Origin of the sequence: Paenibacillus baekrokdamisoli (assembly GCF_003945345.1) — a bacterium.
Lineage (GTDB): Bacteria > Bacillota > Bacilli > Paenibacillales > Paenibacillaceae > Paenibacillus_Z > Paenibacillus_Z baekrokdamisoli.
Genome location: NZ_AP019308.1, coordinates 1,358,601 through 1,377,208, shown reverse-complemented (window position 1 = coordinate 1,377,208; position 18,608 = coordinate 1,358,601). Strand labels below are relative to the sequence as shown.

Sequence of the window (18,608 nt, the reverse complement as noted above, 5' to 3'; positions counted from 1 at the left end):
AATTTGTCTCTTTTTCTGTTGAACGCACCTGAGATGCCATTCCATTAATCGGTTTCTGAGGTTACCCTATCCACGTTGATTTCTAAGTAATCATGAGCAGCACTTACATTTGCGAAAATCTCCTTCGCATCTTGGACAAGCAGCTCAATGGCAGCATCATCGAACCGTGAACTAAAATGAGTCATCACGAGCTGCTTCACATTCGCTTTTGCTGCCGTTTCCGCTGCTTGAAGTACGGTAGAATGCCCATATGCCGCAGCCTTCTCTTCCATTCCTCCGGCAAAGGTTCCCTCATGAACGATCAAATCCGCATCTTTTGACAGCGTAATTGCATTCTCACAAGGACGAGTATCCCCCAGAATCGTGATAATGCGACCAGCGACAGGCGGCCCTACCACGTCGGAGGAACGAATCATCTCACCGCTCGGCAAAGTCACATCTTCTCCCTGCTTGAGTTTGCCATACATAGGTCCCGAAGGAACTCCAAGTGTCTTAAGCAAAGGTAAATTCAATTTGCCCGGCTGCGAATGCTCCGTTACCCGATATCCGAAGCACTGCATCCGGTGCTCCAGTTCGGCTGCTTCAACCGTAAAAAAATCATCCGTTACAATCTGTCCAGACACGATCTCGGTGATTGATAGCTCATAGCCAAGATGCACACCGCTTTGATGGAAAACGCAGTCGATAAAGGCTTGTAAACCTGGTGGGCCATAGATTTGCAAAGGTACGGCTCCTTCGAAATAAGATCGGCTGGTCAATAAGCCTGGAAGACCATACAAATGGTCGCCATGAAGATGCGTAATAAATATACGCTCCAATTTATTCAGCTTCAGCTTGCTTCCAAGCAATCGATGCTGAGTTCCTTCTCCCGTATCAAACAACCAAAAACAATGCTGTGGCTCAGGCAGGGACAATGCAATTGATGTGACATTACGCGCTTTCGTAGGCCGACCTGCGCTTGTGCCAAGAAACGTGAGTTTCAAAGGCTGCTCCCCCCTCTGCTGTTCGTTATAAGCTATAGGAATACCCTCCGCAGCACGAACATATGCCGTTCTGCGGAGGGTATGCAAAGTAAGACGGGTTTATGCAAGTTGATCCGATCAAACTTGTTAGCCTGAGGGATATTTAACCTCAACCAGCCTTCAGTAAACGTTAACTATGCCTTATCGACGTTAAAATATTTGGCTTCCGGATGAGCAAATACCATCGCGGATACAGATGCTTCAGGCTCCATCATAAAACCTTCTGTCAGCTCCACGCCGATATCTTCCGGTTTCATTAGGTCGAACAACGGCTCTTGATCCTCAAGATTCGGGCATGCAGGGTAGCCGAATGATACTCGAATCCCTTGATAACGAGCACCGTGACGCTGCTGCATGGTCATCTCCGGTGCATCCGGATAGCCCCACGTATCACGCATGAGATGGTGAACGCGTTCCGCCATTGCCTCTGCTACCTCTAGCGCAACCGATTGAAGAGCGTGGGAACGCAAGTAATCCCCGTTATCTTTGAGAATCGTTGCTTTTTCCCGAACCCCTTCTCCAGCAGTCACCACAAGGAACCCAACATAGTCCATAACGCCGCTCTCTACTGGCTTCAAATAGTCAGCCAAACAAAGGAATGGTTCCACCTGCTGACGCGGGAATGTGAAGCGTTTGATCTCCTTGCTTGGATCCTGTGAATCATAAATGATAATGTCGTTGCCAGAAGACTGTGCCGGAAAGAAACGATACATCCCATGTGCATGAATGGCACCCTTGGCTGCTTCCTGGAGAATATTATCTACCGTTTCCTTCAAATTAACAGCTTTATCGTTACCCGCCGCAAGCAGCTGATCCACATTCCCTTTCAATCCAAGGTGATGACCGAGCAGCATCTGCATATTGATATAGGGCACGATATGTGGAATTGGCACATCTCGGAGAACATGACGTTCAAGATCAGGCGGAATAAAAACAGGGGCATCCACTGAAATCTTCGATCGTTCAACGCGAGTTAACTGAGGAAGCGGCTTCTTCTCTTCCTCTTCGGCACCGCCGGAAGCTTTGAACGCAGCCATCTCTTCCTCATAGATCTTCCTGAAATCCGGATTCATCAGTCTGTTGGCAATATCCAGCCCATCCATTGCATCCTTGGCATAGAGCACAAGACCATCATATTCGGGTCCGATCCGGTTCTTCGTAAATTTCCGCGTCAGCGCCGCTCCGCCTACAAGAATTGGCGCATCAATACCGGCTGTACGAAGATCCTGAGCCGTTATAACCATTTGCTGAGCTGATTTAACAAGCAGACCAGAGAGGCCGATCGCATCCGCTTTTTCCTTACGGTAAGCTTCAATGAGCTGATCAGGCGGTACCTTGATGCCAAGATTTATGATTTTGTAACCGTTGTTGGACAAAATAATCTCAACAAGGTTTTTCCCAATATCATGAACATCGCCTTTTACAGTTGCAAGAATGATTTTCCCTTTAACAGCGGACTCGTTCTTTTCCATAAAGGGTTCTAGATATGCGACTGATGCTTTCATAACCTCAGCACTTTGCAGCACCTCTGCGACGATAAGCTCATTGTTATTGAAAAGTCGACCGACCTCAGCCATCCCTGCCATAAGCGGCCCATTGATAACTTCTAGCGGCGAATATTTCTTCAGTGCTTCTTCAAGGTCTGGAATTAAACCTTCCTTCGTTCCTTCAATTACATAAGTGCCAAGGCGCTCTTCAAGCGGCAGATTAGACGTTTTTTCTTTATTCTCGATCTTCTTGTCACGGAAAGCAGCTACGAAAGAAGCTAACGTATCGTCATTCGTATTGTAGATGAGCTCTTCGGCTAGATGTCGTTCTTCTGCAGGTATGGATGCATACCGCTCAAGGTTCTCTGTATTAACAATCGCATAGTCTAGCCCTGCTTTTGTAGCATGATACAAATAAACCGAGTTTAATACTTCACGACCCGCGGGAGGCAAGCCAAAGGAGATATTGCTCAGACCGAGTATAGTCTTCGCCTTTGGGAACAGCTCTTTAATCATGCGAATGCCCTCGAGCGTTTCGACAGCAGAACCGATATACTGCGGGTCACCAGAGCCTACCGGGAACATATTGGGGTCAAAAATGATATCCTCAGGGTTCATCCCATATTTGTCGACTAACAGATTATAAGAACGAGTAGCGACCTCAATCTTTGCTTCACGGGTTACCGCTTGTCCTCGTTCATCAATTAGAATACAGACGACGGAAGCTCCATATTGATGAATCAGTGGCAAAATCTTCTCAAATTTAGTCTCACCATCCTCCAAATTAATGGAGTTAATAATGGCTTTACCTTGTGAATATTTCAAGCCAAGCTCGATTATATGATCATAAGTGGAATCCAGCATCAAAGGTGCTTTGATTTTCTTAACGACTTCAGGCAAGAATTTATGCACGGCACCTTCTTCGTCGATATCGGTGTCCTGCAGATTAATATCTATGACATGCGCGCCGCCCTTAACCTGTGCACGAGCAATCTCTGAGGCTTCTTCAAACTTCTCTTCTTTGATCAATCGTTTGAACTTGCGCGAACCCGAAATATTCGTCCGCTCTCCGATCATGATCGGGCGGTTCTCATCTTCAATGTAGACCGTCTCGATTCCGGATACCGCAGGAGGATGATCTCCTTGCTCACGGCGCGGCTCATAATTGGCCAGCGTTTCTGCCATCACTCGGATATGATCAGGAGTCGTTCCGCAGCAGCCGCCGGCAATATTCAGCCAGCCTTGCTCTGCAAAGGCTGCCATTTTCTTCGCAAGCGAGCTAGGTGACTCATGATAGTTACCATTCTCGTCCGGAAGACCCGCATTCGGGTAACAGCTTATTGCGGAGCGAGCAATGGCAGATAGTGAACGAATATGATCACGCATAAATTCTGGTCCAGTTGCGCAGTTAAGACCGATTGATATCGGGTTAAGATGCTCGAGAGAAATATAGAACGATTCAATATTTTGTCCTGCGAGCGTTGTGCCCATCGGCTCAATCGTACCGGAAATCATGATAGGCAGTTTCTTCCCTGTTGTTACAAAAGCCTTCTGAATCGCAATAGTTCCCGCTTTAACATTGAGCGTATCTTGCGAAGTCTCCAGCAGCAGCGTATCGACCTCTCCCTCGATTAGTGCAACTGCCTGCTCATAGTAGCTATCGACTAATTCATCAAAGGTCACGCCGCCCGTTACCGAGAGCGTCTTGGTAGTCGGACCCATTGCGCCCGCTACAAAACGCGGATGCTCAGGTGTTGAGAACGCATCAGCTGCTCGCCTTGCAATAGCTGCAGCCGCCAGGTTGATTTCCCGAGACTTTTCAGGAATATCATAATCGTTCAGAACTACACTTGTTGCACCGAACGTATTCGTCTCAAGAATATCCGTACCGGCTTCAAGATAGGCTTCATGAATCCCTTGTATGACATCCGGACGTGTCAGCACAAGCATCTCATTGCAGCCTTCAAGCTCCTCGCCGCCAAAATCCTCAGGTCCGAGATCCGCCTGCTGGATCATTGTTCCCATCGCTCCATCGAGAAGGAGTATACGTTTATTTAACATTTCCTGTATTGTTGGTTTTGTCATTGATGAAAACTTCCCTTCCGAAGCTGCAGCAATCCCATATATCCTTGTGAAACTGTATGCTGTCAGTGAAAATCATTAATCTTTAGTCTATCAGAATCGACGGTGCGTGAAAAGGCTCTTTCTGTCACATGATCGTTAGTCGACAGCCCAACTTTTTTGCTTTATAATTATTCTTATCGGAATTAAGTATAATTGAAACGAGGGATATCAAATGGCAGAAATTCGAATTCGCAACACGGATGATCGTATTTCAGGCGAAGCAAACGTTCGCGCCTTTCTAGATCAGCAAGAGGTATTGTATGAGCATTGGAATCCAGCGAAGCTTCCTACTGAGCTTGATAACAAATTCGTATTGTCCGACGAGGACAAAGAACTTATTTTAACCACTTACAGTGAAGAAATTCGCGACCTAGCAGCACGCCGCGGTTACCATACCTGGGACATCGTCGCACTGTCGGAAGCAACACCTAACCTGGAAGAAGTGCTTCAGAAATTCGAGCAAGTGCATACACATACCGAAGATGAAGTTCGTGCCATTACTGCTGGTCGCGGAATTTTCATCATTAAAGGCAGCGATGAACTAGGTTACTTCGACGTTGAGCTTGAAGCTGGTGATGTGATCTCCGTGCCGGAATATAAGCCTCACTTCTTTACTTTAATGGACAATCGTCAAATCGTAGCCGTTCGTCTTTTCATTGAGAAAGAAGGCTGGATCGCTCATCCATTTGAGGACTCCTCATTCCAGAAAGCATAACCAAATTTATAGGTAGACAAACAAGAAGAAACGGCTAACACCGTCCTTGGCCTTTGCGGCGAAGCAAGTTTCTTTCCTCTGAAAAATAAGCAAAGTGCTGGGAAAACTTATACTTCCTTATATTAAAAATAGGACCCTTTCCGGGACAGCCCCTCCAGCTTGGAGTGAGTTGCCCCGAAAGGGTCCTTTTATAAATGTGACTCTTCTTTTATCGAAAGAGAGTACTGTGTATCTCGTTCATTTATACGAGCAGCGGTAGCAGCTCTTCCAAATGACTGATTTCATGTGATGGAATAATTTCGTCAGTGCGCGTCATTCCGTGCCGATTCACCCATACGGAAGTCATCCCGATCGTATTCGCGCCCAGAATATCAGTTGTTAGCTTGTCCCCTACCATAATGCCATCCTCAGGATCGATACCAAGACGCTCCAACGCATGCAGGAAAATAGGCGCTGCTGGTTTACCTTGGCCGAACTCTCCAGAAATAATAATATGATCAAAATAAGGCACAAGCTGAGGTACGCCGGCAAGCTTCTCTCTCTGCAGATCTGGCGAGCCGTTTGTTAGCAATAACAGCTTGTACGTTCCCTTTAGCTTATCCAAAATTCGGAACGTTTCCTCATATATGTATGGACGTTTGCGGCGTTCTGCTGGGAACTGCTCCGCAAGCTCAGCGCCAAGCTGTTCATTGTCAATACCTAGTGCCTTAAGCCCACGTGTCCAAGCTTCCTTCCGGTAACTCGGTGCAAGCTGCTGCAGCTTGCGGAACTCTTCTTGCTCGCCTTCCTTGAAATCAGCCCACAGTCCTTCGAAAGGATTAATACCAATCATTTTAGTGAAAGCAAAGGTCTCGTAAGATTGATATAATTCTCGCGCTTCATGTCGCACCGATTCCTCCAATGCATGTACATCCAGTCCTGTCTTGGCTGCTGCCGCTTGGCAGGTAGCTTCGAAGGCTTCTTTCACACTTCGGTCATCCCATAATAAGGTATCATCCAGATCAAAAAGTACCGCTTTCTTAGCCATAATCGCAATAGCACTCCAGTCGTTTATTTTTCGTTAAGAGGGATTTCTTGAGACGCTGCAAAAGTACGCAAACGTTCTGCCATTTGTTCAGTCGGATAGCGATTAATAACGCGGGAGAATACCCAATTGCCGCCCTTGATCTGCTCCACGATTACATAACCCTTCTGAATCGTGATCGCCTTGATATTTGCTTTGTAGACCGAACGATCTCCACCAAAGCGACGGGAACGAATATAATCCTTACCGACAGCCATATAAGGACGGCGAAGTGCAAACACAAGAGCTAAGAACAAATAAAGCCCTATCGTTACCCAGAACATTTTGCCTGAATTCTTGTAGTTATCCGAATTCAACGTAAGTATGACATACATCGCAGTAAAGAGAACTAGAAACGCAGGCATTAGAATGCTGCGCCCTTTGAAGGTATCAATAGGTTCTGCTGTTGATTTGGCCGTTGCCATCAAGGGTGCCTTCCCTTGTTTCTTTCTTTGCTTATTAATGACGGTTTGATTCTTCTGTACTTTGCGTTCCCAAGATCTTGACAATTTCTTTCCCCCTTATAGTTTCAACCGTGGTGATAACGATCCCTAATGACTAATGACTAATGACTAATGACTAATGACTAAAGACTAATGACTAAAGACTAAAGACTAATAACTATCAAAATCAAAAAGGTCTTGCGAACTTCGCGATGAATCGGTTCGGATATTCCGAAGGCAATGCACTTATTTGGTCTAGACGGTTCCAAACCGATTCCGGCATTGTCCAGTCAATTGCACCCATATTATCTTCAAACTGTTCAAGTGTGCTCGCTCCAAAAATAGGCGATGTTATTCCTTTACGTTGGAGCAGCCAGTTCAAAGCAATTTGGGAAGGTGTTTTCTCCAGTTCTTTGGCAGCATCGCGCACAGCATCAAGAACAGCAAAATTCTGCTCAGAGGCCCGGTTAGGCCATGAGCTCTCACCCAGCCTTGTCGTCAATCGGCCAGAGGTTGGTTCCTCTCTTGTATAACGTCCTGTTAGGAAGCCACCACCAAGTGGTGCCCAAGGAATCACGCCAACATTCTCTTCCAAGCAAAGTGATAGCATTTCTCTGTCCATCTCACGGCTAACCAAGCTATACTGCGGTTGAATGGATATAAATCGTACATATCGGTTCCGATCACTTGTAGCTAGTGACTTCATTAATTGCCAAGCAAAGAAATTCGAACAGCCTATGTAACGTACTTTGCCTGATGTAACAAGGTCATCAAGCGCTCGCAAGGTTTCTTCTATAGGTGTAGCATGATCCCATACATGAACCTGGTATAGATCGATATAATCGGTATTAAGCCGCTTCAAGCTAGCTTCAACACCATCAAGAATATGTTTGCGTGAAACCCCTACCCCATTAGGATGGCTTTCCGTTGCAAACCGAACCTTAGTTGCAAGTACAACCTCGGATCTACGTGCTTGAATAAATTTACCGACGATTTCTTCAGAGCGTCCAGATACGTAGACATTAGCGGTATCCAGAAAGTTTCCTCCGCGTTCGAAAAAGCGATTCATCATAGCAATTGAGTCGCTCTCATTAGTTGTATTCCCAAAAGTCATCGTACCAAGACAAAGCTCTGAAACGGCAAGTCCGCTTCGACCTAGTAAACGATATTCCATTTGTTTCCCTCCATTTAATGCTTTGTATTATTGTCTTCCTCATCTTCAGCCCATTTAATGCTATCAAGCTGATTCTTGAAGTTACTCTTGAAGTTTTTCAAGTATTGTTGACGTAACTCTTCTCTCTCGATCGTTTCTTCCGGTGTCAGCCCTATAGTCTTATATTTTCTAGACAGCTCATTAATGCGAGCGATCAGTTTCTCCATACCAAAAAACTCCTCTCTAGTTGCGATCCATATTCCACTCTTTACTTTGACATTTTTAATCCCGCATTGTCAAGGCGGAACGATGTCTAAGAGAGACGAAATCGGATCAATAGAGAGGAGTTGCTATAAACTATCTATCGCTATTAGTTATGCCTTGTTCAAAAGAAGATAAATCACTACGCAATTTGTTATCTATTCATTAGTAGGTATAATTAAAGACTGACCTTCAAGCAGAACACTTGATGTCAAATTATTGCGTGATTTAATATCGAATATAACTCGACGTATATCTTGATTTTCTTCACGAACAGAACCTGCAATATTCCATAAGGTTTCCCCTTTGCTGACGATCATCACTTTCTCACCAACTCCCGCATTTGCAGGCTTTTCTCCATCCGCAAATCCCTTTACAAGCGTCATCCCTGTAAATAGGAGAACAAAGAACAATGTCGCTGCCGCAAGTCTTACCAGCAGACGTTCTGCTCGACGTTCCTTATGTAACCGGGAGCTAATCCGCTTGTTAGCTCCACCATCCTTATAATTAGTTGAGTAAGAAGATATCGTTGTCATCATTCCCCAGCACCCCAAACGTTTGTTCTATTTGTTCCTGAGAACAGAATAACACGAACATTCGTTTGCAGTCAATCACAAATTGGAACGTTTGTTCGCAGAAAAATGCGAACCTTTGTTTCTCGAACTTATGTTTGTACGAACTCCGGTTCTGTGTTATAATTTGACACAAATGAAAATTTGGAGTGATTCTAGTGTCGAAACTTTCCAACCGCCAGCAGGCGATACTTGAATTCATAAAGATGGAAGTTCGCGAGAAAGGTTATCCGCCTTCCGTACGTGAAATCGGAGAAGCCGTCGGTCTCGCTTCAAGCTCGACCGTTCACGGTCATTTGGACCGTTTGGAGAAGAAAGGCCTTATACGCCGAGATCCTACCAAACCTAGGGCTATTGAAATTTTAGATACAGACGATTCGGATATTCCATTTCCATTAGCGATCGCTAAAGTACCTGTAATCGGTAAGGTAACAGCAGGTGTACCGATTACAGCGACTGAGAATATTGAAGATTACTTCCCTCTTCCTGCTGACAAGGTCGGCGATCATACTGTATTCATACTAAGCATTATGGGCGAAAGCATGATTAATGCCGGCATACATAATGGCGATTACGTTATTGTACGCCAACAACAATCGGCTTCTAATGGTGATATCGTTGTTGCGATGACTGAAGATGACGAAGCGACCGTTAAGACATTCTACCGGGAAAGAGATCATATCAGACTTCAACCGGAGAACGACTCTATGGAACCTATTCGTCTTCGCAACGTGACCATTCTTGGCAAAGTCATCGGGCTTTTCCGTGATATTCATTAAATCATACCGCTCCAACACGAACAGAGGGGACTTCTACTTTGCCAGTAACTTGGCATTAGTTGAGTCCCTCTTTTGATTTGGCAGAATTCTTATGGAATTCAACAATGTTCTAGTGATAAAAGATTATTCATAAAGCTCTCTAAACAAGGTATTCACATACGTAAATTTAGCCTTCTTGTACTTGAAGCTCAATCTTATACCTGAGAAAGCAATCGTAATGGTTTTGAGCGCTTGCGAAACTATCTTAAGTAGATCAGATAGTTTCTTTTGTTATTCTGGCGCGCAGCAGAAGCAATATCGTAGTACTTCACGCATTACCTCATAAGCATGGGAGAAAGGTATGATAGTCGCTTTGGTGCTTACTCTTAAATCCCCCCCGCCTGACGAGCTCATTGCGCCTCTGGGGCCGCTAGGAACGGTCCGAACCGTCTTCCCCAATCGCTGGGGAAACGCCGCGGGATCTTACGACAACAATGAATTAACGCTAATATAGAAAAAGTCATCCTTCGGAAAAACGGATAAAAAAGAGCCATAAAATTAGTATCCTATGGCTCTTTCAAAATGGGAATAGTTATAAGTTAACAATACGAATGTCTGCAGTTTGATTGATTTTTCCTGCTACTTTTTTAGCTGTAATAAGTAACGTTACATTCAAGACGACAGCAGCAAGTTCGTTGGCTTCGTTTATGTAGTTAATGACCAGAAAACCGCCCTTTGAATTCTTTGTTCCTATCCCACTCATTCCACCTACAATGGAATCAACAGGGCCAAGTAATAGCCCTCCAATTACCGCCCTACCCGCAACGCTTTTTGTTCTTTAGCAAAATCGTTTTGTGACATAGCAGATACAGCTTTGATTTTATTGATTTTTATTTCAGAATTGAGACTATGGAAAAAAACAAAAGTGAATCATTCGATAAAGTGAATTGAACTTCTATCCCTGAATGGATAGGCAAACCGTGAATATGAGTTCCGTTTACTCTTGAAAAGACACCGTGTTCCTGATCGGCTCTATTTCTCTTCTACCTAGAGAATATAGAAATGGTAACAGCAAGCAGAACTAATAGGTATAATCGGGAATGCACCTGGATTTCCTTTATTCATTGTTCTACTTATAAGGAGTGCTTGAGTTTTGAAGTATCCTATCTATAAAAAAATGAAGTTTTTGTTATTAATTATATGCTTGGGCTGGGGTTTTATCGGTGTATTTGTCCAGTAATTTTACCAAACACCACCAAAAAAGGCTATTAATTTTTTGGTAAAATATTCTAAAAGTCATCTAGAAATCATTATCATAGAACCTTATAATGACAAAACCCTCGCCAACAAAAGCTAGCAAGTGTTGGTTTATTTTTCGCATATCGCCATTAAGTGTCTGTTATAGTAAAATAGTCTCAATTCATAATAATTCGAGTTGAAAAAGGATTTTAAGAATAAAACAAATAAAGGTTCGGGGGTTATAATATGAAATTCAGATTTCGCACTCCAAGCCTCAAGAAACGGATCGCAGCAAGAACGAGTGTTAAACGACAGCTCGTTCACCTGCTAGGGATCAAGATGCCGAGGGGATATGGGTTCCTACGGAATCCCAAGAAGTCAGCCTATAACAAAGTTTATAACTGGACCTCATTTGATATTTTCAAATGATTAAGAAACTGTTTAAATAGACTTCGCAAAGAAATGAACTACTTTGCTAATGGTTGGGATATTATGGGATTAAGGTAGCGTGGTTGTTTGTCGACGCTTTCGAACTACGCCCTTCGGTACTTCCGATCCATGTAATATTAATACAATAGGAATGGTGAGGTGTCAAATGACTAAGATAAAGATGATACATATTCATGGAGTTGGTGGTATAGAAGATCTAACTATTAATTTTAATGACAATATGAATATTATTTGCGGTCCAAACGGTATCGGTAAAACAACAATTTTAGAGTGTATTGCCCAAACATTTTCTCATAATTATAATGCTCTATTAAGAAAAAAAGCAGATCATGAAAGTGGAAATTGGGAGGTTGTTATTGATGCTGGTGAAACATTCAAAGTTACTAAAAGCAACTTCCATCCAGATGATCCACAACATTTTACCGGCCATCTTGTGTTGGGAAATCAATATGCTAGCAATATAATATCGATTAAAACTAATAGAACGTTTGATTATATTCCCCTACATTCTATTTCAAGAGATACGAAGAACGACGATAATAGTTTACTTGTATCCGGTATGGGTATATCGGACGCAAAAAACTGGTTTGTGAGTCGACATTTATGGTCAAAACATGAAGATGCTCTTACTGGTGCACAACAACATAATTTAGAATTTGCCAAATCAATTTTTCATAAAATTGACCCGGAAATCTCTTTCTCAAGAGTAAAAGGCGGAACAAATGATATTATGCTTAATCAAAAAGATAATTCCGAGATATATTTTGAATATCTATCCTCCGGTTATAAATCCTTAATTTTTATTATTTTAGGCTTAATAAAAGAAATAGAACTAAGATTTTCAAACGATAATTTATTAATTAGTGAATTCGAAGGTGTTGTTCTAATTGATGAAATAGACTTACACCTTCATCCAAAATGGCAAAGTAATCTTGTTTATACTTTAAAGGAGATATTTCCAAAAGCACAGTTTATAACTTCAACCCATAGCGCTCATGTGATACAGGCAACAGCACCAAATGAAATCATTTCTTTAGGTAGAGATGAGAATGAAAGTGTCATTATTCGAGAAATCTCTTCAAGCAAGTATGGATTTCAAGGGTGGACAGTTGAAGAAATCCTTTTAGATGTGATGGGTCTTGAAGAAACTAGATCCCCACTTTTTATTAAGTATTTAAATGACTTTGAATTTGCCTTGGAGAATGATAATTTTGAGGATGGAAAAAGGTCGTTTGAAGTGTTAGATCAGATGATACACCCCAGTAATCACTTAAGAAAACTATTAAAGCTACAATTAGCATCTCTTGGAAGTGATGTATCATGATAAAAATTAAAAAACTACCAAAACCGACTGAACTTACAGATGAAGTAATTTCGAGACTAACTGAAGAATTTAAATTAACAGGAAAACCTGTTTGGAAGCAAACATATATTGAGCGTGCACTTTTAGAGAGTTCTCATTCAAAATGTGCATACTGCGAGTGTAAGCTGAACATTGAATCTAAGTATATGGAAGTCGAACATTTCCAAGATAAATCTAGTAACCCTGACCTAGTAGTAGTATGGGATAATCTTTTACCTAGTTGCAAAAGATGTAATGGTAAAAAGTCAAATCATGATACTCTGGTTCATCCTATTGTTAATCCAGCACTTATGGATCCAAGAGAACATTTAGCTTTAAATAGTTACAGGTTTATTGGTTTGACCTCTGTAGGGGAAGAAACAATCGAATTATTACAACTCAATGACTCGAGAAAAGTTGTCTTTCCAAGGTTTGAAGTCTCACAAGCTGTTCACAAAGAAATAGAATCTCTAGTAAAAAAATGTAGAACCTACAACGATGAAAAAACAACACGTAGGAGAAACCAAATTGTTCAGTCTGCCTCAAATATAATGGAGGAAGGTACTGCTCCCGAAGCATACGCAGGTACAGTTGCGACAGAAATTATTAATAATCAGTTATTCGTAGAAGTGATTGATATTTTAAAATCAGAAGGCTTATGGAATGAGGAACTCGAAACGCTTTGGTACACAATTCAAAGCTTTGCTCTCCCTACTAAAAAGCCGCTAACCGCTTAGCGGCTTTTTTCTGTAAGTGTTATTTGTTACAAGTTCGTAATCTTTATCAAACGAATGTTTGGGTATTACAATTTGTTCTTCTTTATCTCCAACTGGAATCAGCATAACATATTTACCGTTTGGGGATTCAGAAATAAAAATAAATGCTCCGTTTTGATTTAAGTTCATTTTTATCACCTCATTTAAAATTATGATTGGACGCTAATTTCCATGACAAACAATATAATACCCCGCCAGCATAATAAACCAGTGGGGTATTGTATTACTTATAGAAAAATACCTTCTTCTCTTCTACGTTCCATGATACAGTACCGCCAAGCAATTCGGCTACAGCACGTACACCAATATAGGTCAAGCCATCGATAGCTTCGTAAAACGTTATTGGCTTGCCGTTAATGTAGGGCGTTGCGGCTCTAGCATTCCAGTCAACCACATACCCTAACTCCTCACCTAGTTTGCAAATCGGCAGATATACGTGTCCTTTGATTATACGTCCGTAGGCAGTCAGCTTGTCGTCAACGATGACTTTAATGTTTTCTGTTGGCGTTGGTTCTGGAGCCGGTAGCTTAATGGTGTGCTTATCGTAAAAAGCTTTCTCCATCACGTTCATATCGACACTACCAGTGATTCCACTTACCTTAACATTGTCCGCATATTGAAACACGGACCATTCAGACCATATGTTATTTTCCATTGGCTTAGCTGCTCCGTAATGAGCAATCCAAAGAGGCCACTTGCTCAATTCCTTGCCTAAGTATGATCTAGCGAAGCTCGCCCCCGTATAAATCATCACAGAATGCCCTGTAAGGCGTTCCACTTCCTTCAACCACGCTACACACCAAGCTGTCAACTTCACGGCTCCTAGACTGTCCGCTTTCCCTTCAACATCCAGTACATGCGGAAAGTCGGCTGCGAAGCCATTAGCCTTGTTTACAAAGTTAGCTGCTTCAACCTCAGCAGGGTTATTCTCTGGATGTGCATAGTGGTAATACCCTACTTTCAGCCCCGCTAGGATGGCTCCTGTAGCGTTGGATGAGAACTTGGAATCAATACCCGTTTTCCCTTCTGTCGCCTTGATAAAGGCACCATCAACGCCGTCTGACTTAACCTTGGGCCAGTTGATAGAGCCTTGATGGTGGGATACGTCGATAACCTTCAAATTACTAGGGCTTTTAGTTTGCATTCTTTTCAGCTCCTTCTTTAGCTTGCTTTACCATCTGATAGCCGTACACGCTCACAGCTCCGCATAAGAAGCCTTGCAAGAATGATAAGGCACTAATTCCCATAATCCACACAGCAAAGACTATAGCGAAGACTGTGACAATATAAACAATGCTCCAATTCGGTACCTTTGGAGTTTGTTTCAAGATAAATCCAAGCACCCAACAAACTGCTAGAACAATTGCTAACTTTGGATCGAGCAATTGCGAAATCACATTCCATTCCATGAACTATCATCCTCTCTTCTTAAGGCGTAGTAAATCCGCCCTTCATGCCATAAGCAACAATGGTTACAATAATTCCACCGATTACAGTTGATCCACACCAGAAAATGATTTTATCTATCTTATCAAGTCGATGATGAGCAGATCGCGCTCGTTGATCTGCTTCTCGAGCAAGGTCATCTGATTGCCCCAACCGATCTACAAGTCTATTGACGCTCGAAGTCAAATCACTAATGGCTTTAGCATTTGTCTCTTGGAGCGCTTCGAGCTTCCCTACTTTCACAGCAATATCATTCAATATCTGCATCTCAGCCACTTGATCCCCCCTCTCCAAAAGGAAAAGCCTCGCACTAGGCGAGGCTTCATTCTGTATATAAGAATCTTCGTATTAAACCTGCAGAAATTAAAAATAGCCCCGCCTATGCGAAGTCTACCGTGTCGAATATGAAACTATTAATCAGCTCAGCAGGTTATCTTATAGTTGCGGCGTTGCTAGAACCAAATCAGCTTCTTCTGGTGAAATGAATTTAGGTGAATAGCTTCTTACTTTTCCTTCTATGATCTTTTTTGCCACCCACATGCTAAGAATGAATGCGTACATTGTATCACCTCCCTTCATTAGCTTGTTAGCTACATCAAGAGATCCATTATAGCAATAACGGCTTCTTGAACAGCTTCGAGCTCTTTTCTCAGACTTACTACTTTGTCTGAATCAGATGGAAGGTAGTTAAGATTTTGAGAGAATCCTTGCTATGGTTTGTAGCAGAATTTGAGGGGTTATATACCCTCTATATTGGATACGTCGTGGATAGTTAAGTTAGGTTCTGAGTATAGGCAGTCGCCTACGTAGATACCTCACTCAACCTCTTCTGCTTGCTCTCCTATTAATACAACTACACCCGCAATGTACTTTGTTAACAACTCCTCATTAATTAGAATATATAGTCTTTCAAGACTATTTCTGTTGTTGATACCGCTTTGCCTAGAGATGTGTTACCTGTAGCTACTAGGGTGATAACGCCATTGGAGTCGTAGTAATACTGTGCCCCCGCCATAAGCCCTCCGGCAGCTATTGTTACAATACCTTTTAGGGCTACCTTAGCATCTCCAGTGGCTATCCCTACCGCCATATCATAAGCGGCTCCGGCGTAACTCAGAGCAGTTTCAGGCGTTAGCAGTACTACCGCGCTTTGTGCAACCCCTCCTATTGTTCCTAAGAATAAGCACAAAACCTTGTCTGCCGATAGGAAAACCGAGCTTGCTGGGGTTATATTAATTGTTGCGCTGATCGGTAGATTTTGAACTGTGCCGCTATCGACTAGGTTGAAATTAATTCCGCCGAGCCAACTAACGCTGCCTGTCTTTACAATACTAAGTCCAGAATTCAATGTGCCCGCGTAAGCAAAAGTGACGCGTTTGTTAACGATGTCAGAAGTAGCTGTAAAGTTACTTGAATACATATTAGACGATGGTGACGAAGAACCGAATATATTCGATAAGGCGGACTGGATTGCAGTAGTGCCATCTGTCGAGCAGTTTACTACGCATACTTATAAGTACGAACTGCTCGAAGAGTTGGTAAACACAGCAAACGCTCCAATTCCGTCTATAGGCATAACCCACAAATAGTTTACCTGGCTCCCTGGAGACATAAGCGTTAATCCTGCAAGTTTAGTAACAACTGTCCCGCTTATAGAACAAGTGAAACCTCCTGCATAGTTGCTAGAGCCTCCATAGAATACTACGCAAGTCGTGGCGGACAGAGGGAATATCCTAAGCGAGTTATTATTGGCTGACGATGTCGCGTTCAGCGCCGTACCTGCGGTTATCGTCGTTCCTGATACCGAGAAGGCTATAATGAATGTTGCAGAAGCTGTAGAATACGTTACAACCCCTAGTGTTGCACTCAATCCGCACCCGCTCATATATGACCCGTACACAGCAGCCGTAACAAGAGTAGCAACAGAGCCTAGCGCAATCGTAGTACCTGTTATTGTTAATACAACAGCTTTTACGGTTGATCCGTCGCTGTACATAGCAACGTATTTAGATCCAACCGTCAGCACACCTATAGAGAAGAACATAGTAGTAACTCCGGTAGCCAAACTGTACACAGAGCCTACAGACACTGCAGAACCTGAAACGGTTAACACTACTCCCATTGTGTTACCTGAGGATGTATACCAAGTTAAAAACTTACCGCCGCCCAGCGATACTATGTTACCATCAATAAAACCGTTCAGAGGATTTTGACCTGATGCAGTGGTTGCTATTACAACAGCGGTTCCATAACTAACCACGTAATTGATTTCTGTTACTACACAAGCGTATACAGATGTACCGTCATAATAAACAACGATTGCTTGAGTAGAGTTTACCGGCAGAGAACTCATAAGTACAAAGGAAGATTGAGAAGCCAATGTAAGCCCTGATGGCGCAGATACCTTCCTTGATCCGAATACTCCGACAGGAAGGTCGGCAGCCTTGCCATCTGACAGTACGCGTGATACATTGCCCTTAGTAAGCGGCATACCTCCCCATAGAGGGTAAGACTTTTCTACAACTGTCGTTTGTCGCAGGATATCATCCATTAAAGCCAAAGAAACCATGTCAGCCACAATATAACCTCCTAGACTACTGATTTTGCAAGATTTTTAATTAAGTTACTGCTGTCTCTTACGATTGTATAGGTTATAACCTTACCGCCTACCGTTTGAACTATAGTAGAGAGCAACCCGTTAACCCTATTAAGTACCGTGGTTCTGACGACGGTTGAGCCGTCCTTTTCTTCGATCTTTGTTATCGAACCGTCAACGCGAGTTACAAATACACCTCGTGTATCTACTTCGTTGAGTAGCGTCATGATATTGGATATATCTGAATTCATAGATCCTGCAGGAATAGCGTCAGACTTCTTCATATAATTTTGGCCTATTACAAAAGCAGTCGATGCCGCTTGTGCCGTATTAGTATCTGCCGCTGCTGTCGGGACGGTTGGTGTACCTGTAAAAGCTGGTGATAGTAGTGAAGCCATCTTTACCCATGTAGGAGTAAAAGCCGCATCTGCAGTAGTTGCGACTGCCCCCGTATCAAAACTCTCAATTCCTCCACTAACTGATAGACGTATACCTCGAGCGCCAAGCGATGCGTGAGTATTGGAATACTTCCAACTGTTGTTTCCATCAGTGTAAGCATTATTAGCTAATAATGCTTGACCTCCAGTATTCGCCGACAAATCAGCCCAAGTAGCTGCGACTAGATTTCGGGTAGTATCACCAGTCGCTTTGAAATACGGCGCAGTTGCAATTCCAGTAAATATAGGTGATGCTAGTGGGGCTTTTGAAGTATCTGCTGGATGGACATGATCCGCTTTAGCAAAGCGTGCGGACGTTCCAATAGTGACCGCTCCGTCCATTGCCGGTAATGTGTTGGAACCTTGGCCGATTACAAAAGCCGTTGATGCCACTTGTGTTGTATTGGTATCTGCAGCTGCTGTCGGGACGGTTGGCATACCAGTAAATACCGGAGATATGAGTAAAGCATCTACCGTATCCTTACGAGCGATGTCATCAGCTGAACTCGGCGCGGCTACCTTTGCACGCCCGTTAGCATCACGAATCATCAACTTATTGGCAGTGCCTGCTGACGTTGCACCGTGTATCCCAGTAGTTGCCGTTTCGTGCGTATTTAACTCCGCAATCTTTGCATCTAGCAAATCCACATTCACATTAAAATTCGCGACTGTCGCGTTATCTGAAGCTTCAACTTTCTTTATTCCACTAGGTAGAGTCTGCATC

At 43.0% G+C, this 18,608-nt stretch carries 20 protein-coding genes; 4 read left to right on the top strand and 16 right to left on the bottom strand.

Annotated elements, in window-relative coordinates:
- Window positions 1–44: 44 nt before the first annotated feature.
- Both rnz and metH read right to left on the bottom strand, forming a co-directional pair.
- Window positions 45–983 carry a ribonuclease Z gene (rnz, locus tag EKN16_RS06000; RefSeq protein ID WP_125654565.1) on the bottom strand — a complete coding sequence of 313 codons (939 nt, stop codon included), beginning with the start codon at window positions 981–983 and terminating at the stop codon, window positions 45–47.
- A gap of 173 nt (window positions 984–1,156) precedes the next feature.
- Window positions 1,157–4,594, bottom strand: coding sequence for a methionine synthase (gene metH / locus EKN16_RS05995; RefSeq protein ID WP_125654563.1), 3,438 nt, complete (start codon window positions 4,592–4,594; stop codon window positions 1,157–1,159).
- Between the two features lie 211 nt (window positions 4,595–4,805).
- On the opposite strand from metH, the gene EKN16_RS05990 reads away from it, so the two are divergent.
- The gene (locus EKN16_RS05990; RefSeq protein ID WP_125654561.1) at window positions 4,806–5,348 is read left to right on the top strand and encodes an acireductone dioxygenase; all 543 of its coding nucleotides are present in this window, start codon (window positions 4,806–4,808) and stop codon (window positions 5,346–5,348) included.
- Between the two features lie 241 nt (window positions 5,349–5,589).
- On the opposite strand, the gene EKN16_RS05985 is transcribed toward EKN16_RS05990, so the two are convergent.
- From EKN16_RS05985 to EKN16_RS05965, 5 genes are all read right to left on the bottom strand, one after another.
- Window positions 5,590–6,375, bottom strand: a complete 786-nt coding sequence (locus EKN16_RS05985; RefSeq protein WP_125654559.1) for an HAD family hydrolase — start codon at window positions 6,373–6,375, stop codon at window positions 5,590–5,592.
- Window positions 6,376–6,398: 23 nt separating this feature from the next.
- Complete coding sequence (locus EKN16_RS05980; RefSeq protein ID WP_125654557.1) at window positions 6,399–6,920, bottom strand: hypothetical protein; 522 nt, start codon at window positions 6,918–6,920, stop codon at window positions 6,399–6,401.
- A gap of 121 nt (window positions 6,921–7,041) precedes the next feature.
- Window positions 7,042–8,028: an aldo/keto reductase gene (locus EKN16_RS05975; RefSeq protein WP_125654555.1), complete on the bottom strand. Its 987-nt coding sequence runs from the start codon at window positions 8,026–8,028 to the stop codon at window positions 7,042–7,044.
- A gap of 14 nt (window positions 8,029–8,042) precedes the next feature.
- Window positions 8,043–8,234 carry a DUF896 domain-containing protein gene (locus EKN16_RS05970; protein ID WP_125654553.1) on the bottom strand — a complete coding sequence of 64 codons (192 nt, stop codon included), beginning with the start codon at window positions 8,232–8,234 and terminating at the stop codon, window positions 8,043–8,045.
- Between the two features lie 192 nt (window positions 8,235–8,426).
- On the bottom strand, window positions 8,427–8,807 hold the full coding sequence (locus EKN16_RS05965) for a LysM peptidoglycan-binding domain-containing protein (protein WP_125654551.1): 381 nt from the start codon (window positions 8,805–8,807) through the stop codon (window positions 8,427–8,429).
- 191 nt (window positions 8,808–8,998) lie between these two features.
- On the opposite strand from EKN16_RS05965, the gene lexA reads away from it, so the two are divergent.
- Window positions 8,999–9,619 carry a transcriptional repressor LexA gene (gene lexA, locus EKN16_RS05960; protein ID WP_125654549.1) on the top strand — a complete coding sequence of 207 codons (621 nt, stop codon included), beginning with the start codon at window positions 8,999–9,001 and terminating at the stop codon, window positions 9,617–9,619.
- Between the two features lie 571 nt (window positions 9,620–10,190).
- Here lexA and EKN16_RS32095 read toward each other — a convergent pair.
- Window positions 10,191–10,361, bottom strand: coding sequence for a hypothetical protein (locus tag EKN16_RS32095; protein WP_164522688.1), 171 nt, complete (start codon window positions 10,359–10,361; stop codon window positions 10,191–10,193).
- A 1,071-nt stretch (window positions 10,362–11,432) separates the two neighbouring features.
- Between EKN16_RS32095 and EKN16_RS05950 the strand changes: the two genes are divergently transcribed.
- The gene (locus EKN16_RS05950) at window positions 11,433–12,611 is read left to right on the top strand and encodes an AAA family ATPase (RefSeq protein ID WP_164522687.1); all 1,179 of its coding nucleotides are present in this window, start codon (window positions 11,433–11,435) and stop codon (window positions 12,609–12,611) included.
- Window positions 12,608–13,366: an HNH endonuclease gene (locus EKN16_RS05945; RefSeq protein ID WP_125654543.1), complete on the top strand. Its 759-nt coding sequence runs from the start codon at window positions 12,608–12,610 to the stop codon at window positions 13,364–13,366. The genes EKN16_RS05950 and EKN16_RS05945 overlap by 4 nt, the downstream gene beginning before the upstream one ends.
- On the opposite strand, the gene EKN16_RS05940 is transcribed toward EKN16_RS05945, so the two are convergent.
- The 8 genes from EKN16_RS05940 to EKN16_RS05910 all read right to left on the bottom strand — a co-directional run bounded on the left by EKN16_RS05940 (window position 13,355) and on the right by EKN16_RS05910 (window position 18,607).
- Complete coding sequence (locus tag EKN16_RS05940; protein ID WP_125654541.1) at window positions 13,355–13,534, bottom strand: hypothetical protein; 180 nt, start codon at window positions 13,532–13,534, stop codon at window positions 13,355–13,357. The two genes, EKN16_RS05945 and EKN16_RS05940, sit on opposite strands and share 12 nt — an antisense overlap.
- A 94-nt stretch (window positions 13,535–13,628) precedes the next feature.
- Window positions 13,629–14,549 (bottom strand): GH25 family lysozyme, encoded by a 921-nt coding sequence (locus tag EKN16_RS05935; RefSeq protein WP_125654539.1) that lies wholly within the window; start codon window positions 14,547–14,549, stop codon window positions 13,629–13,631.
- Complete coding sequence (locus EKN16_RS05930; RefSeq protein WP_125654537.1) at window positions 14,539–14,814, bottom strand: phage holin family protein; 276 nt, start codon at window positions 14,812–14,814, stop codon at window positions 14,539–14,541. Before EKN16_RS05930 ends, EKN16_RS05935 begins: the two co-directional genes overlap by 11 nt.
- A gap of 19 nt (window positions 14,815–14,833) precedes the next feature.
- Window positions 14,834–15,127: a hemolysin XhlA family protein gene (locus EKN16_RS05925; protein WP_125654535.1), complete on the bottom strand. Its 294-nt coding sequence runs from the start codon at window positions 15,125–15,127 to the stop codon at window positions 14,834–14,836.
- A gap of 159 nt (window positions 15,128–15,286) precedes the next feature.
- Window positions 15,287–15,412: a hypothetical protein gene (locus EKN16_RS33425; RefSeq protein ID WP_260182685.1), complete on the bottom strand. Its 126-nt coding sequence runs from the start codon at window positions 15,410–15,412 to the stop codon at window positions 15,287–15,289.
- A gap of 331 nt (window positions 15,413–15,743) precedes the next feature.
- Window positions 15,744–16,271 (bottom strand): hypothetical protein, encoded by a 528-nt coding sequence (locus EKN16_RS05920; protein ID WP_125654533.1) that lies wholly within the window; start codon window positions 16,269–16,271, stop codon window positions 15,744–15,746.
- A 90-nt stretch (window positions 16,272–16,361) separates the two neighbouring features.
- Window positions 16,362–17,429, bottom strand: coding sequence for a hypothetical protein (locus tag EKN16_RS05915; protein ID WP_125654531.1), 1,068 nt, complete (start codon window positions 17,427–17,429; stop codon window positions 16,362–16,364).
- Between the two features lie 11 nt (window positions 17,430–17,440).
- Window positions 17,441–18,607, bottom strand: a complete 1,167-nt coding sequence (locus EKN16_RS05910; protein ID WP_125654529.1) for a hypothetical protein — start codon at window positions 18,605–18,607, stop codon at window positions 17,441–17,443.
- Between the last annotated feature and the right edge of the window lies 1 nt (window position 18,608).